The 15,596-nt window shown below is 69.7% G+C and carries 13 protein-coding genes; 4 read left to right on the top strand and 9 right to left on the bottom strand.

Going from position 1 to position 15,596, the window contains the following annotated elements; all coding sequences use genetic code 11:
* Positions 1 to 6: 6 nt before the first annotated feature.
* Genes BLT45_RS11515 through BLT45_RS11505 form a run of 3 tightly spaced genes read right to left on the bottom strand, consistent with a single transcriptional unit; the run spans position 7 to position 4,190 of the window.
* A complete protein-coding gene (locus tag BLT45_RS11515; RefSeq protein WP_175455830.1) occupies positions 7 to 951 on the bottom strand; it encodes a class I SAM-dependent methyltransferase in 945 nt (314 codons plus the stop codon).
* A gap of 35 nt (positions 952 to 986) precedes the next feature.
* The gene (gene asnB, locus BLT45_RS11510; RefSeq protein WP_093299880.1) at positions 987 to 2,969 is read right to left on the bottom strand and encodes an asparagine synthase (glutamine-hydrolyzing); all 1,983 of its coding nucleotides are present in this window, start codon (positions 2,967 to 2,969) and stop codon (positions 987 to 989) included.
* A 33-nt stretch (positions 2,970 to 3,002) separates the two neighbouring features.
* Entirely contained in the window at positions 3,003 to 4,190 is a 1,188-nt protein-coding gene (locus BLT45_RS11505; RefSeq protein ID WP_175455829.1) for a glycosyltransferase, read from the bottom strand.
* Between the two features lie 92 nt (positions 4,191 to 4,282).
* On the opposite strand from BLT45_RS11505, the gene BLT45_RS11500 reads away from it, so the two are divergent.
* From BLT45_RS11500 to BLT45_RS11490, 3 genes are all read left to right on the top strand, one after another.
* On the top strand, positions 4,283 to 5,317 hold the full coding sequence (locus tag BLT45_RS11500) for an acyltransferase family protein (protein ID WP_175455828.1): 1,035 nt from the start codon (positions 4,283 to 4,285) through the stop codon (positions 5,315 to 5,317).
* A gap of 88 nt (positions 5,318 to 5,405) precedes the next feature.
* Positions 5,406 to 6,914, top strand: a complete 1,509-nt coding sequence (locus BLT45_RS11495; protein ID WP_093299872.1) for an oligosaccharide flippase family protein — start codon at positions 5,406 to 5,408, stop codon at positions 6,912 to 6,914.
* Positions 6,911 to 7,540, top strand: a complete 630-nt coding sequence (locus BLT45_RS11490; protein ID WP_093299870.1) for a GNAT family N-acetyltransferase — start codon at positions 6,911 to 6,913, stop codon at positions 7,538 to 7,540. Before BLT45_RS11495 ends, BLT45_RS11490 begins: the two co-directional genes overlap by 4 nt.
* Positions 7,541 to 7,550: 10 nt before the next feature.
* On the opposite strand, the gene BLT45_RS11485 is transcribed toward BLT45_RS11490, so the two are convergent.
* Genes BLT45_RS11485 through BLT45_RS18360 form a run of 6 tightly spaced genes read right to left on the bottom strand, consistent with a single transcriptional unit; the run spans position 7,551 to position 14,334 of the window.
* Entirely contained in the window at positions 7,551 to 8,645 is a 1,095-nt protein-coding gene (locus BLT45_RS11485; protein WP_093299867.1) for a GNAT family N-acetyltransferase, read from the bottom strand.
* The gene (locus BLT45_RS11480) at positions 8,642 to 9,784 is read right to left on the bottom strand and encodes a GNAT family N-acetyltransferase (RefSeq protein WP_093299864.1); all 1,143 of its coding nucleotides are present in this window, start codon (positions 9,782 to 9,784) and stop codon (positions 8,642 to 8,644) included. Before BLT45_RS11480 ends, BLT45_RS11485 begins: the two co-directional genes overlap by 4 nt.
* On the bottom strand, positions 9,768 to 11,828 hold the full coding sequence (locus BLT45_RS11475) for an NAD-dependent epimerase/dehydratase family protein (protein WP_175455827.1): 2,061 nt from the start codon (positions 11,826 to 11,828) through the stop codon (positions 9,768 to 9,770). Before BLT45_RS11475 ends, BLT45_RS11480 begins: the two co-directional genes overlap by 17 nt.
* 28 nt (positions 11,829 to 11,856) lie before the next feature.
* Positions 11,857 to 13,032, bottom strand: coding sequence for a glycosyltransferase (locus tag BLT45_RS11470; protein ID WP_093299858.1), 1,176 nt, complete (start codon positions 13,030 to 13,032; stop codon positions 11,857 to 11,859).
* A complete protein-coding gene (locus BLT45_RS18365; RefSeq protein WP_175455826.1) occupies positions 13,025 to 13,636 on the bottom strand; it encodes a class I SAM-dependent methyltransferase in 612 nt (203 codons plus the stop codon). Before BLT45_RS18365 ends, BLT45_RS11470 begins: the two co-directional genes overlap by 8 nt.
* 26 nt (positions 13,637 to 13,662) lie before the next feature.
* Positions 13,663 to 14,334: a J domain-containing protein gene (locus BLT45_RS18360; RefSeq protein WP_175455825.1), complete on the bottom strand. Its 672-nt coding sequence runs from the start codon at positions 14,332 to 14,334 to the stop codon at positions 13,663 to 13,665.
* A 192-nt stretch (positions 14,335 to 14,526) separates the two neighbouring features.
* On the opposite strand from BLT45_RS18360, the gene BLT45_RS11460 reads away from it, so the two are divergent.
* Positions 14,527 to 15,588 (top strand): polysaccharide deacetylase family protein, encoded by a 1,062-nt coding sequence (locus tag BLT45_RS11460; protein WP_254771871.1) that lies wholly within the window; start codon positions 14,527 to 14,529, stop codon positions 15,586 to 15,588.
* The last annotated feature ends 8 nt before the right edge of the window (positions 15,589 to 15,596 follow it).

Genomic DNA, 15,596 nt, shown 5'->3' with positions numbered 1-15,596 from the left:
CGGGCTTCAGCCGGCCGTCGCCGACGCCGGCTTGCGCGCGATGAAGTCCACGCTGGTGATGCAGAGTTGTTCGGCGGGCACGTCCGCGAACTGCGGATGCACCGGCATGGCGGCCAGCTGCTTCATCCGTTCCGCCCGCGTGGTGCGGGTGTCGAGATCGATGTCGAAGCCGTGCCGGCGCGCGCCGTCGACGAACCAGTGCGCGCGCAGACGGTTCTGGTAGAGGAAGGCGTTGTTCCAGCGCTGCCATTCCTCGTCGGAGTAGCGCAGGTAGTTCAGCTGGTGGACGTTGCGGTCCACGTACGCGTAGTGGTCGCCGCAGTTCACCGAATGGAACATCACCCCGCGCGGCGACAGCACGCGCATCGACTCGGCGTACATCGCGTCGATGACCTCCGGCGGCACGTGCTCCAGCACGCTGTTGGAGAACACCACGTCCACCTCGCCGTCCGGCAGCAGGCTGCGGGTGGCGTCGGCGGGCGCACGATAGTGGATCACGCCATCGCTGGCCGCTTCCAGGTCCGATCCTTTCCGCAGGGCATCGAGCAGTCGCCGATGACGGCCTTCGACCTCCGCGAGCGGCGTGCCCGCCACGGTCGCGATGCGGTCGAGGAAGCCGCCGAGCACCTCCGCGCACCGGATCGTCAAATCCATGCGCAGGTGCGGGTTGAGGTCGTACGTGGTCACGCGCGCCGCACCCGCCAGATAGCAGGCGAACGGGAAGGTCGGATACCAGCCGGTGCCGATCTCGAAGGCGCGCACGCCGGGGAGCACGATGCCGGCATCGCGCAGGTGGCCGACCATGATCTCCCAGTCGTCCACCTTGGACGCCAGCTCGCCATCGAAATCGCGCAGGCCGCCGAAGCGCCGCTGCAGGTGGAAATGCAGCGTGTGCCCGCCGGGCAACGTGCCGAGAACCTTCTGGATGATGCCCTTGACCCGCCAATCCATGCCTTGATCCCCTCGATCTGCCGCGCGGCAGGTGGTTACGCGATCGCCCCGGAAGGCTGCGCGGTGGTGGCCGGCGCCAGGCGCGCCTCGACCGTCTGCCGGTGCACCAGCATCGTCGACAGCACGCCCATGAAGGCCTGGTTGTCGCCGAAGCCGGTGGCACGCCCCTGCCTGCATTTTTCCAGCAGCCGTCCCACCGCGGCCGCGTCGAAGTAGCCCGCTTCGCGGATCGACTCCGGCGACAGCAGGTCGGCCACGTAATCCAGCGGCTTGCCGTCGAAGAAGAAGCTCTGGCTGTCCGGTGCGCGGTACGGCTGTTTCGTCCGTTGCGCGATGTCCGGCGGCAGCAGGTCGGCCAGCGCACGCCGCAGCAGGTACTTCTCGGTCATGCCGCGGATCTTGAAGCTGGGCGGCAGGCGATTGGCGAATTCGATGACGCGGTGGTCCAGGTACGGGAAGCGCCCTTCGATGGAATTGGCCATCGCCACGCGGTCGCCCTGCGAGGACAGCAGGTAGCCCGCCAGCAGCGATTTGGCTTCCACGTACTGGTCGCGGGCCAGGTCGCTCCAGCGCGCCATGTCCGGCGGCAGCGTCTGTTCGTAGGCGTCCAGCGCGTCCCAGCGCATGGCCGTGGCGCGCAGCTCCGGCGAGAGGAAGGCGAGCGCGCGCTGCGACGTCGTCCAGCGCGGCACGTGCGCGAAGATCGGCCTGTGCAGGTGCTCCATGCCCTGGCCGAAGAAGGACTGCGCGAACGCGGGATTGCTGACGGGCGAATTCGGCAGGTAGCCGTACAGCTTCTGCAGCAGGCGCGGACGCATCCGGGACTCCGGCTGGCGCGCCCAGAAGCGGCGGATCTTCGCTTCCTTGAACAGATCGTAGCCGCCGAACACTTCGTCGGCGCCCTCACCGGTCAGGACCACCTTGTAACCGTGCCGGCGCACGCTGCCGGCGAGCAGCATCAACGGGATGGGACCGGTGCGCAGCACCGGCGTTTCGGTGTGGCGGATCAGCCGCGGCAGCGCCTCGCCGATGTCGCGGCGGGTGCAGGTCAGGGTGGTGTGCTCGGTGCCGAGGTGGCGCACCATCGCCTGCTGGTATTCGCTTTCGTCGAACTCGCCGTCCTCGAACGCCACCGAGAACGTGCGCACCGGCGTATCGGTGAAGCCACGGATCAGGGCGACGATGCCGGACGAATCCAGGCCGCCGCTGAGGTAGGCGCCCACCGGCACATCGGCGCGCAACTGCAGGCGTACGGCGTCCACCAGCAGCTCGCGCAGCTCGGCGGTGGCCTGTTCCAGCGTCAGCGGGTACCGCGCGGGCGAGGTGTCCTGCGCATCCGGGAACGTCCAGTCCCAGTAACGGCGCATGTGCTGGCGCCCGTCGCGCTCGACCGTCAGCACGTGCCCCGGCGGCAGGCTCTGCACGCCCTGGTACAGGGTTTCCGGATCCACCGGTGCCCAATACGTCAGCGTCTGCATCAGCGCCTGCGGTTCCAGGTGCGCGCACTCGGGCAACACCGCGAGCAGCGATTTCACTTCCGAGGCGAACCACAGGCGGCCGCGTTGCCGCGTGTAGTACAGCGGACGGATGCCGGCGCGGTCGCGCGCCAGCACCAGGCGCTGGCGTTCGCTGTCCCACAGTGCGATGGCGAACTGGCCGTTGAGGTGCTGGACGAAATCCTCGCCGTAGCGGTCGTACAGATGCACGATCACTTCGGTGTCCGAGTGCGTATAGAAGTGGTGGCCCTTGGCCTCCAGCATCTGCCGCAGCTCGACGAAGTTGAAGATCTCGCCGTTGAACACCGTCCACACCGTGCGGCGCGGGTTGTGGATGGGCTGGTCGCCGGTGGACAGGTCGATGATCGACAGGCGCGCATGCGCCAGGCCGATGCTGGGCGCCGCATGGAAACCGAAGCCGTCCGGTCCGCGGTGCGCCAGCGGATGGATCATCCGCTCCAGCGCGTCGCGCGCGCTGGCCGAGACGACGTCGGGACCCATGAAACCCGCGATTCCGCACATGTGCCGTATCCCCTGTCCGTGTCCGTGTTGGTATCAGGCCGAATCGGCCGCGTAGCCGGCGCGCGCCGGCCGTGTCCCGGCGACCGCTTCTTCGCAGGCGAGCAGCGTATCCCGCGCCACCTGCTGCCAGTCGCGGGAGAAACGTTGTGCGAGCGCTGCTTCGTCCCAGGGCCGGTCGAGCGCCTGCGCCAGCGCGTCGGCCAGCGCATCCGCATCGCGGGCCGGCACCAGCAGGCCACTGGCGGCGTCGACCACTTCCGGGATGCCACCCACCGGCGTCGCGACCACCGGACGACCGCAGGCCAGCGCCTCGACCAAGACGTTGGGATGGCCCTCCGAATAGCTCGGCAGCGTGACCAGGTCCGAGGCCACCATCCACTGTGCGACCTGCGCCGGTGCCTGGCTGCCGGCCAGGTGCAACGGCAGGCCCGGTTCGGCGACCAGGGCCGCCGCGAGTTCGGCCTGCATCGGACCGTCGCCGACGAACACGACCCGCGCCCGCGGCCGGGTGGCGGCCAGTCGGCGCGTGGCGTGCAGCAGTTCGCGCAGGCCCTTCTCCGGCACCAGGCGGCCGACGTAGAGAACGATCTCCGCCTCCTGCGGCAGTCCCAGGGCCTCGCGCGCCGCGCGTCGATCGCCGGGGTGGAACAGGGTGGCATCGCAGCCGTTGGGAATCGCCCGGATCCGCTCGGGATCTGCGCCGTACTGGCTCACCGCAACACGTCCCAGGTCTTCGCTCACCACCAGCAGGCGCTGCGCGGCCCGGACTACAGGTTGGGTCAGGCGACGGCTGATCGCATCGCGCACGCGCAGGTCGGAACCGCGCGCGCCCGCGACGAATGGCACCCCGGCCGCGTGTGCGGCGCGCATCGCGCCATAACCGTCCGGATACAACCAGTAGGCCAGTACCACGTCAGGTGCGAACGCCCGCACCGGCCGCGCCAGCGCCTGTGCGGAAAGATGGCCGTTGAACGGGCGGCTCAGCGCGGGCAGGGCGGGGTAGGTGACGTAGTCCACGTCGCAGCCCGGCGCGACCTGGCCGGCGTCGGCGGCGCGGTACAGGTAGCTGCGCGGCTGTGCCCAGCGCGGGTAGGTGGCGATCGGGCTGAGTACCTTCACCTGGGCCAGGCGCGAGAGCTCGCGCACGGTCTGGTAGACCGGGCGGCCACGGTTGGGTTCCCCGGCGATCGGGAACTGGGAGGTGACGATCAGGATGCGCATGCGGGAAGCGTGGTGACGGCGGCGCCGGACTGTCCGCCGCATGGCGTGGTTGGCGTTGTAAAAGCCGAGTCATGCCGATGCAGGGGGATAGGATGGGTCACGAAACGTCTTCGCCCTCGCGGATGGTGGAACTGGATGCCCTGCGCGGTATCGCCGCGGTCGCCGTGCTGGGTTACCACTTCACAACGCGTTACGAGGAGCAGATCGGCCATGCCAAGGGCGTGCCGGTGGACCTGCTGGCGGGGAAGTACGGCGTCTACCTGTTCTTCCTGATCAGCGGCTTCGTGATCTTCATGACGCTGGAGCGGACCCGATCGGCGGCGGATTTCGTGGTGTCCCGGTTCTCCCGCCTGTTCCCGGCCTACTGGGTGGCGGTGCTGCTGACCGCCTGCGTGGTCTACACCGCCGGCCTTCCGCTGCAGCAGCTTCCCGCCGGGCAGGCGCTGCTCAACTTCACCATGGTGCAGGAGATCCTGGGCGCCGAGCACCTGGATGGTTCCTACTGGACCCTGCAGATCGAGTTGTTCTTCTACGTGCAGATGCTGTTCTGGTACATGCTCGGGCAGCTGAAGCGGATCCACTGGATCATCGGCGGCTGGCTGGTGCTGGCGACCATCGAGGGCCTGTGCGAGAAGTACCACTGGCATTTTTCGTACTGGGTGCGGGAACTGATGATCCTGCGCTTCATCCCGTTCTTCGCGATCGGCATCCTGTTCTACCGCCTGCACCGTTACCCGGACGAATGGCGGCTCAACCTGGTGATGCTGCTGTGCGCGCTGCTCGCCATCGCCATCGGCGAGCGCCCGATCTTCCTGCCGGTGGCGCTGGCGTGCTGCGCGATCTTCGCGCTGTTCATCCGCGGCAAGCTGGCGTTCCTGGATACCCGGTTCTTCGCGTTCCTCGGCGCGATCTCGTACACGCTGTACCTGGTCCACCAGGCCATCGGCTTCGTCGTGATCCACCACCTGGAGCGCGCGGGCGTGCCGGCCTGGCTGGCCTGCATCGGCGCGGCCGCGCTGTCCCTGGCGCTGGCCACGCTGCTGCACCGGCTGGTCGAACGGCCGGCGATGGAATGGATCCGCGGCAACTGGAAGGCCACCCGCATGCACACGCTGGCCAACCGATGAGGCATGCTTGCCAGGCGGCGCACGTCGCATCCCGAGCCGTCGCCGACAAGGACATCCGTTTGCCCCACCGCTCCGATATCCGTCGCGCATGACCGCCGACGCCGCAACGCATGGCCTGTTCGCCAGGATCGCTTCTTCGGCCGCCTACGGCATCGTCGGTGGCCTGCTGGGACGCGCCGTCGGCCTGGTGGGCACGCTGCTGGTCGCGCGCCACCTGACACCCGACATCGTCGCCGAGGTCACGGTGGCGACCGTGGTCGCGCTGACCGGCAACTGGGTGGCGGCGTGGGGCTGCGGCCAGTACGTGGTGGTGAAGGGCGACCAGGGCCGCGAAGCGATCTTCGCCGCCAGCGTGGTCTACCTGATCGCCGGGCTGATGATGATCGCGGCCCTCTGGTTCGCCGCGCCGGTGCTCGCATCGTGGCTGCAGGCGCCACGCGTGGCGGAATACCTGCCGGGTGCGTTGCTCGGCATCGGCATCCGCCGGATCGGCGCGATTCCCGACAAGCTACTCGCGCGCGAACTGCGTTTCGGTCGCATCGCCGCCGGTACCGCGCTCGGCGACATCGTCTACGCGATCGTGGCGGTGACCCTGGTCAGCACCACGACGCTCGGCGGGCAGTCGATGATCCTGGCCTTCATCGCGCAATCGACGGTGATCGCGGGCATGACGCTGTCCGCCACCGGCCTTCGCAGCTGGCTGGCGCCGGTGAAGATTCCCCTCGCGCGCCTGCGCGACCTGCTGCGCTTCGGCGCGCCGATCACCGGCGAAGTGGTGCTGAGCGAAGGCGCGCGCTACTGGGACAAGCCGCTGATGCTGCGCCTGGTCGGCGCGCACGATGCCGGCAGCTATGGTTTGGCATTCAACCTGGCGCAGTTGCCGGCGGTCTACGTGGGCGGCCACGTCGGCACGGTGATGATGCCGGCGGTGGTGCGGGCGGATCCCGCCGAGCGCCCGGGATTGATGGTGCGCGCGCTGACCTTCACCGCGCTGGTGCTGTTTCCCATGTCGGCCGGCCTCGCGGTGTGCGCACCGACGCTGGTGGAGGCCCTGTTGCCGGCGACCTGGTCGCAGGTGGCGCCCCTGCTGAGCGTGCTGGCGATCGCGTCGTTGCCGGGCTCGGGCAGCTTCATCCTGTCGGCGTTCCTGGCGGCGCATGCGCGCAACCACCGGTTGATGTGGATCGAGGTCGCGACGATGGCCAGCCTGATCGTCGCGCTGTGGCTGCTGTCGAAGGGCGGCGTGCTGCTGGCGTCGGCGGCGATCGGCGTGGCCGCGCTCGTCCAGTGGGTGCTCACCGTGCAGGCCTGCCGCATCGATGGATTGCGCCTGCAAGGATTGGGCCGCGCGCTGTCGCGCATCGCGCTGGCCGGCACGGTGATGGTGCTGGCCGTACTCGCCTGGCGCTGGACACTGGGCGCGTCGATGGACGCGGCATGGCGACTGCTCACCGAGGTATTGGTCGGCGTGGTTGTGTATGGTGTAGGCCTGTGGGGATTCGCGCGCGGCCTGGTCGGGGACGCGCTGGCGGGCATCGGGATGTCCCGTTTGCGGATCCCGGGGCTGAGGACGCGGCAAGGGGAAGGCACGTCATGATCGAATTCAACGCCATCGCGCTGTTGCGCCGGCGCGCGGCGACCAGCTGCCAGCTGGCGCTCGCGGAGAACCAGCGCTTCCTGGAGATGCGCGAAGGCGACCGGGCGCGACTGGTCGAGGCGTATCGCGCCAACGGCATGTCCGGCAAGCCGGAGCGCTTGCAACGGCGCTACGACCATGGCATGCGCTGCTTCGCGATCGAGGAGGACGAGCACCTCGTCGCCTGGTTCTGGGCGCTGCACGGCGTGCCGCGCTACATGGACGAGTTCGCCTGGCAGATCCCGCTGAACGAGACCCAGGTGTGGCTGCGCGATGCCTTCGTCGTGCCCGAGCGGCGCGGCCGTCGCCTGTTGCTGGCGATGATGGGTGCGGGGATGACGGTGGAGTCCACGCCGATGGAGTACTTCTCCGACGTGAGCGTGTCCAACCGGCCTTCGTTGCGCGCGCATGCGGCGATGGGTTTCAGCCGCTTCGCCACGGTGCGCAGCCTGCGCGTGGGCAGCGGGCGGTGGTGGCGCAGCCTGCCACCGGAAGGCCTGCCGGCACCCGCACAGCTCAGGCCGGACCAGAAGCATCTGCGCATGTCGGCCGAAGAGATCGCCTGGCACCACGCGCAGATCGCCTGATCCGCGCGCGCTAGTCGTCGTGCCCCAGCCGGTAGGCGAGCGGGCGCAACGGCCGTGCGACCGCCATCGCCATGCGGTGCAGGCGTCCCGTATGCAGGATGCCGGAGACCATCGGCTGCCGATCGGGCAGCAGTTCGGCCATGTAGGACGTCTCATGCGCCTGGCTGTCGAACAGCGCGAGGTCCGGCCATTGGCCATCCAGCGCCTGCAGCAGGTGCCATTCGTTGAGCTTGCCGGGACTGCTTGCGGCGAACGCCGGATCCCAGCCGGTCTTGAATCCGCTCAGCCCGTTGCCGAAATGCAGGTTGCTGCTGCTGGCCACCACCTGGTCGCCGCACAGCGTTTCCACGAAAACCATGCCACCGCTGCTCGCCAGCCGCGGCACCAGTTCGAGGAAAAACGTGCGCTCGCCTTCCGAAGCCAGCATCGAGCTGCCGCGTTCGCCCTTCCAGCCGGCATCTTCCAGGGTCAGGTGGCGCATGGCGGCGGCTTCATCGGCGTCCGCGCCCTGCAGGATGCGCAGGCTGACGTCGCCGCGTTCCTGCAGGCGACGCAGCCGCCGGCGCAGGTCCTTGGCGGTGGCGGCGCGGACGCGCGCCGCTGCCGGCACGTCATCGGGATGGCGGCGCAGCACCGGTCGCTGCGACAGCGCGGTCTGCGTCCAGGCCAGGTCGGCCTGATCGCGCAGCGCAGCCCAGAGTTCGCCGTCGCCGGCGACGTTGTGCCACACGATCGCGCGGTCGCGTAGGGTGCCCTCGCGCATGCGTGCGGCGACGGCACCCGCGACCTCGGCGGCTTCGCCGGGCAGGTGCAGCACGCCGGATTGGAACGCATGCGGGTGCCGGTACGCGCGCCAATGCGGCACCGGCACGAACAGATTCGGTGCGCGCCGTTGCAGGCAGGTCAGGCCGATCAACGTGTCGCCGCGCTCGACGGTCAGCACGACCGGTGGCGCGTCCGGCGTCAGCCAGCGCGCGGCGGCGAGCACGAAGCCCGGATGCAGGAACGGCACCGAGGCCGCCGACCGCTTCGCCAAGGCCTCCCAGGCGCGCAGGTCGTCGTTCGACAGGTCATCCAGCGGCCGCAGGCGCGTGCGCAGGCTCACGGCACGATCTCGTCGCCGCGTCGGCGACGGTAGAGGTCGACGATGCGCGCGCGCCAACCCACCCGGTCCACCGACAGCCAGCCCATGCGGCCTTCGGCCATCGCCAGCGAGCGCTTGTAGTCGACATGGCCGGCCATCAGCTCGTAGCGGTCGAAGCCATTGCCAAGGAATTCGTTGATGGCGCTGGCGAGCAGCAACAGGCCGGGACTGCCGGCCTGGCCCACCTGGCGGTAGTCGATGCCGGCCTGGTAGAAGCAGCTCGTGCCGCGCCAGACCAAGTGGTAGAGATAGCCCACGGTCGCGTCACCGGCTTCCAGCCGCATCAGGTGCACGCCGGCCTCCGAGGTGGAGGCGGCGATCAGCGCGCGATGGAACGCGATGACGCGCGGGTCGCCGAACGCGCCGTGCTCGCCGGTGTCCTCGTCCCAGTGCGCCTGGTGCAGGCGGACCAGTTCGTCGAAGAACGCCAGCCTGTCCGGCTGCGTCACCGCGGTGCTGCAGGCGAGCGGGCCGAACTGATCCGCCAGCTTGCGCGCGGTGCGGCGAAGGCGCGCACGGGTGCTGCTGCCCGGCACCGTGCTCACGTAGTCCTGCTGGGTCAGCCTGAGGCTGGCCAGGTCCACGTAGGGCGTGGGCCGCGCCATCATCTGCAAGCGCAGCCGCGGCGAACGCAAGCGTTCCAGCGGGATGCCGTCCATGTCCAGGCCGGGCAGGTAGAGCGTCAGCCAGTGGCGTTCGCGGTGTTCGAAGTGCGCCACGCAGGCGGCGAGGACATCGTGCTCGCTGCCGGCCAGCGACAGCACGCCGTTGAACTCGATGGTGATGCTGTCGGCCACGCGGTCGCCCACCTGGTGCAGGCGGACATGCTTGAGGCCCAGCGCGAAGAACCGGCGTTGCTCGACCACGATGCCCAGGCCGATGCATTCGCCGTCGAGCCACACCGACATCAGGCGCGCACGCGGCAACGGGCACAGCGTACGGAGCCACGTGCCGATCCAGATCCAGCTCTGGAAGAAACTGCCGTGGCTGCGCGCCTCGAGCGCGCGCCAGCGCGCCTCCAGCACATCCAGGGCGGGAAGACGCTCGACCCGCACGTCACAGCGTGCGGCGGTTGCGCCGGTCTCAGCCGAACGTCGCATCCAGTCCCTTCTCCACGCCGGTGCGCGGCGTCCAGCCCAGGTCGGTGCGCGCGGCGGTGGTATCGAAATTGGCGAGCGGACGCAGCGAGCGCACGCGGTAGCGGGTCAGCGGCACGTCGCGGCGCAGGACCTTGCCCAGTTGCTCCACGCCGAAGCCGAGCAGCATGAACGTCCAGCGCGGCACGCGCACCACCTTGACCTCGTCGCCCAGCTTGCGGCGGCAGCGCGCGAGGTAGTCCTGCTGGGTGACGCGCGAGGTGTCCACCACATTGAACACGCGCTGCGCGGGCAGCGGTGCTTCCGCGGCGCAGACCAGGGCATCCACCACGTCGTCGACATAGATCAGCGGCAGCGCCACCGCGCCATCGCCGACGGCGACCCAGCGGCCGGCCAGGCCGATGACGCCGTTCGGCGTGACCTTCTCCGCACCGGGACCGAAGATCTGGCCCGGCCGCACGATGACGGCGGGCAGGCCGTGCTGTGCGACCGCATCCAGCACCATGCGTTCGGCCGAGAGCTTGGTCTGGGTGTAGGCGCCGCGCCATTCGGGATGCGGTTCCAGCGGCGAGGATTCGGTCATCACCGCCGCGGGATCGCGGCCGGCATGGTCGAACACGCTCATCGAGCTGACGTAGACCAGGCGCGCGGTCGCTTCGGCCACGCAGGCGTCGATCATGTTGCGCGTGCCCCAGACGGTGCCCGCTTCGAAGTCGCGCGGGCCGCCGCGCATCGCCGCGCCCACGTGGTAGACCAGCGGCACGCCGCGCACGGCGTGGTGGACGATGCGCGGATCGCCGAGATCGCCGACGACGGTCTGGATGCCGGCATCGGCGCTGTACGCGGCCACCGGCCGGCGCACCAGCACGCGCACGGTCTTGCCCTGTTCGCGCAGGCGCGCCACGACGCGCTTGCCGAGGAAACCGGCGGCACCGGTCACCAGCACGTCGGCGGGCGGCAGATCGACGTAGCGCGATTCCAGCAGGGCGATGCGCTCGGCGTCCGGCGCGGCGCATGCGGGCTCCAGCAGGCGCGCGATGCGCAGCGCATCGTCGCCGGTGAACGGCGGCGAGGCGTTGTCGCGCGCGGCATGGGCGAACTCGACGGCGCCGCGGCGGATGCCGGGCGAGGGCTTGAGCATGCCGGTGGCGAAGCGCACCACGTTCCACGGCACCCGGAACACATCCTTGACCGCGCTGAAGAACGCGTTGGCGACGATGCCGATGAACTTCGGCCCCGGCAGCACGCGATGGATGCGGCAGGTCTGCAGGAAGCGGTCGACTTCGATGGCGCCGCGCGTGCCGCGGACGAACACGCGGTTTTCCATCGGGCGCGCGTTCCACGACAGCAGCAGGCGGCCCACGCCGTCGCGGGCCCGGGCGTGCGCCTGCCATTCGTCGAAGTGCAGGTTCGGATCGGTGCCGCGCGCCTGGTAGTCCACGCGCAGGTCGTGCACCGGGCCGAGGAAGGCTTCGACGGTGTAGAGGCCATGCACGCCGAGGTCGCGGAACGGATAGGAGCCCTGGGTGACCGAACCCGGCAGCGGACCGCCGGCGTACGGGGGGTACTCCGAATTGCGCACGATCTCCACCGAGACCACGTCGCCGATGCGGCCGTCGCGCACGGCCTGCACGGCCTGCATCAGCACCGGATCGAACAGGTCGGAGTGGTTGACGCCCAGCTGGACCTTGCGGGCGCGCGCCGCGGCGATCATGGCCTCGCAGTCTTCGACGGTGTCGGCCATCGGCTTTTCGACCAGCACATGGCAGCCCATCTCCATCGCCTGCAATGCGATGGCGGCATGGAAGGCGGGCGGCGTCAGTACGTAGACCGCCTGCGGCTGCAGGTCGGCCAGCTCGTCCAGACGCGCGGCGACGCGCTTCACGCCGAAGCGGTCGGCCAGCGCCTGCGCGGCGGGCAGCTGCGGATCGCAGATGCCGACCACGTCGACGAAATCCAGCTGCTTGAGCGCGGCCAGGTGATGGGTGGCGACATACCCGGCGCCGACGAGGGCGACGCGCAGGCGGGTGGAGGCGGGTGGGGTCATAGGGAAAGGATCATCATGGAATTGGGTGTCATCGGCCATCGAGCGCGCGCGCGACCGTGGCCAGCACGTCGTCGACGCGGCGGTCCCAGGTCTGCGCCGCGACGGCGGCCACGCGGGCCTCGGCGGCGGCGTCGCTGTCCTCGGCCAGGGCCTGCTCGAGCGCGGCGAGGAAACCCTCGCGGTCTTCGGCGATGCGGACCCATTGGGAGAACTTCGCGATCTCGGGGTTGTACGTGCTGACCACCGGTTTGCCGGTGGCCAAGTATTCGCGCAGCTTCAGCGGATTGGCGTTCGCGACCTGGCGATTCATCCGGTACGGGATGATCGCGGCGTCGAACGCCTTCGCCCACGTCGGCAGCGTGGCATAAGGTTGCGGACCGGCGAGGCGCACGTTGGGCAGCGCGCGCAGCGCCGATACATCGGCGGCGGCGTGGCCGACCAGCAGGAAACTCCACTGCGGCCGCGCCTGCGCCAGCCAGGCGATCAGCTCGATGTCGATCCACTCGTGCAGCGAGCCGATGTAGCCGATCACCGGACCGGCCAGGCCTCGCGCGCCTTCGGCGACGGGCGTTTCCGGTGCGCGCGCGGTGAGGAACAGGTCCAGGTCGACGCCGTGCGGCGCGTAGGTCGTGGTCGCGTTGAGCGCCTGCTTGGCGGGCAGCAGGGCGGGCGGTGCCACGAACAACTGGTCCGCCGCGCGGCTCAGCGTCTCGTCGCGTTGGCCGATCAGTTCGGCGTCCACGCCGGGATGCGCGGCGTAGTCGTCGATGCAGTAGTAGACGCAGAAGTCCTCGCCCAGGCGGTGGGCCAGGAAGCCCGGATGCGGTACGACGAACCACGACAGGTACCGTCCGATGCCCGCCTTGCGTACGGCGCGGCGCACGGCCCAGCGGCTGAACACGCGATTGAAGGCGTCGACACCGGGGATGCGGCGGAACGGCAGCTGCGGCACGGTGCAATGCCACAGGCCTTCGCGCACCTGCACCGGCGGCTTGAGCGCGGCCGTCAGCTTGCGCCACGCGCGCTTCAGGTCGCGTCCCGAGGTGGTGGGCGCGCGCATGCCGGGCGAGTCGACGTAGAGCACGGGCATGCGCTGGGCCAGGCGGGTGGCGACGTGATGGCTGCTGGTGCGGTTCTCCGCGTTCCAGTCGTTGCCGAAATACACCACGCCGCGCCCGCGCAGGGCGGCCGAGGGGTCACTCATCGCGCCACCAGCCGATCAGCCAGGCGGTGCCGCCATGGTGGATCCAGGTCTTCTGCAGGCCGGGAATGGCCTCGACGTGCGGACCGACACGACCGCAGGCCGGCGCGAAGAACGTCACCACGCCGCTGCGTCCCAGATGGCGCATGCGGGCGATCGTCGCGGCGGGATCGCTCAGGTAATAAAGCACTTCGCAGGCGGTGACCAGGTCGAAGCGGTGGCGCTCATCGCCCCACGGCTGCTGGAACAGGTCGGCCGCGGCGAAGTGGGCCTGCGGCAGGCGCACGCGGGCGCGCTCGATCGCCGCGGGACTGACGTCGAGCCCGTACTGTTCGTCGCTGAGCCTGGCCAGGTACTGCGTCTGGTGCCCTTCGCCGCAGCCGATCTCCAGCACCGAGCCGACGCGCCCGAAGGCCTGCTCGATCACCCGGTTGGTGGCCTCGAAGCGCGCGCGCTCCATCGGCGATTCCATGTTCCAGGGGTCCGGCATGCGGTAGGCCAGTTCCAGCCGCGCGTGGTTGTCGTTGCCGCCCACGCCGCGCAGGGCGTACTTCATCCACAGGCGGCGCTGGGCCTTCCTCAGCAGTTTGGCGGTATCGCTCCACATGTCCCTGTCCCCTTCGCCGTCGTCGTTCAGCCGCACGTGGCCGTGCCGTGTGGGCCTTCGCTCGCCTGGTGCGCGGAGTCCCGGCCCACCTCCAGCGGCCGCGCGGGCGCGCTGTACCAGCCGATGACCTTGCCGCACTCGAAATCGACCCAGGAAGGCCCGTATTCCCAGCGCGCGGCGTGTTCGGTCGTCGGGTCGCCGAGGATCCGGCGCGCCTGATCGAGGTCCATGCCCAGTTCGAGCTGTTTCGGCGACCGGGGCTGCCAGGCCGCGGACGCGCTGTCGCCGGGACCGCCCGGGTCCAGGGTCGGGATCGACGTGCGGTTCGCGCCCAGCCAGTACAGCAGGGCCGCCAGCAGCGCGCCGATCAGCAGGTAGCGCCGGCGCGAACGCGGAGGCTCGAAACCGTCGTCTTCCATCGGCATCGCGGGGGCGATCCGCTCCAGGCGCGGGGCCTGCGGTCGCTGCGCCGTCGCCGGCGCGCCCGGCAGGCGGCCATGCACGCGGTGGAATTCCATGGCCGATTCGTACAGGCGATTCAGTCGCTGCAGGCGCGGCAGGTCCGAGGCCGCGCCCTGGGTGTCGGGATGGAGGACGGCCACCCGCCGGCGATAGGCCTGCTTGAAGGCGGCCATGCCGCATTCGGCATTCAGCCCCAACTCTTCGTACATGCTGACGAAGTCGGTATCGTCCGACATCTGTGCCGCGCCCCTGTATCGCTGCCACGCCTTAGCGGCGCATGATTTCTGCTTTCCCCATTCATACGTGATCCGGGGGGCGATCCGGCCAGCCCGCGGACTGGCCGCTGGCGGGTGCTTTATGCGTATCCAGTGGCACAGGCAAGGTTGCCGAAGTTGCGGAAGATGATGACCAGGGGCTCATCGATAAGCGTGGCTGCGCGCGTAGGGCGTCGGCAGTTGCTGGCGCGCTGGTGCCATCGGCTGGGCGCGCTGCCGTTGCTGCAGCGCGTGCGGCCGAGTGCGCATGGCGAGCTGCGCGTGCTGGCGTACCACCGTGTGCTGGAGTCGCAGGACCCGCAGGGTTTCAGTTTCGATCCGGAACTGATCAGCGCGTCCGCGGACGACTTCCGCCAGCAGATGCGGCATCTGAAGACGGCCTTCGTGCCCATGCGTTTCGACGAAGTGCTGGACCTGGTCGAGCGCGGCAAGCCGCTGCCCGAGGGCGCCGCACTGGTGACGTTCGACGACGGCTACGACGACAACTACCGCATCGCCTTCCCGATCCTGCGCGAGCTGGGGATGTCGGCGATGTTCTTCGTCTCCACCGGGCACATCGATTCGGGCCGGCCGTACGCGTACGACTGGCTGGTGCACATGCTGTGCTCGGCGCCGGCCGGCGCGCGCGTGCAGGTACCCGAGCTTGACGTGGACTGGACGGTCGAGGACGACCTGGCGGGACGCCGGCGCCAGGCGGCCGACCTGCTGTACCGCTTGAAACTGCTCGACGACGACGGTCAGGCGGCGCTCGTCGCCCGGCTCGAGACGGCGTGGGGCATCCCACGCGACGCAGGCCACCCGGACTGCAAGCCGATGACCTGGGACCAACTGCGCGAGATGCAGCGGGGTGGCATGGAGATCGGTTCGCATGGCGTGCACCACCGCATGCTGGCCAAGCTGCCGCTGGAGCGCATGGTGGCCGAAGTGCAGGGGTCGAAGGACACGCTGGAGCGCGAACTCGGCGTGCCGGTGCAGGTCATCTCGTACCCGGTGGGTGGTCCGGATGCGTTCAACCACGATACGGTCGAAGCCGTGCGCGCGGCCGGCTTCCGCCTGGCCTGCAGCTACGTGGCCGGCATCGGCCGACTCGGGCCGCGTACGCAGTTCTCGCTTCCCCGCTTGCCGGTGGAACGCCACATGGACATGCCGTGGTTCAAGGCCATGATGGCGATGCCGGAATTGTTCACCTACGCCTCGCGATTGCGGACAGGCTGAGGCACGGG

It is taken from the genome of Pseudoxanthomonas sp. CF385 (genome assembly GCF_900104255.1).
Taxonomy (GTDB): Bacteria; Pseudomonadota; Gammaproteobacteria; order Xanthomonadales; family Xanthomonadaceae; genus Pseudoxanthomonas_A.
This window is presented reverse-complemented; position numbering and strand designations above follow the sequence as displayed.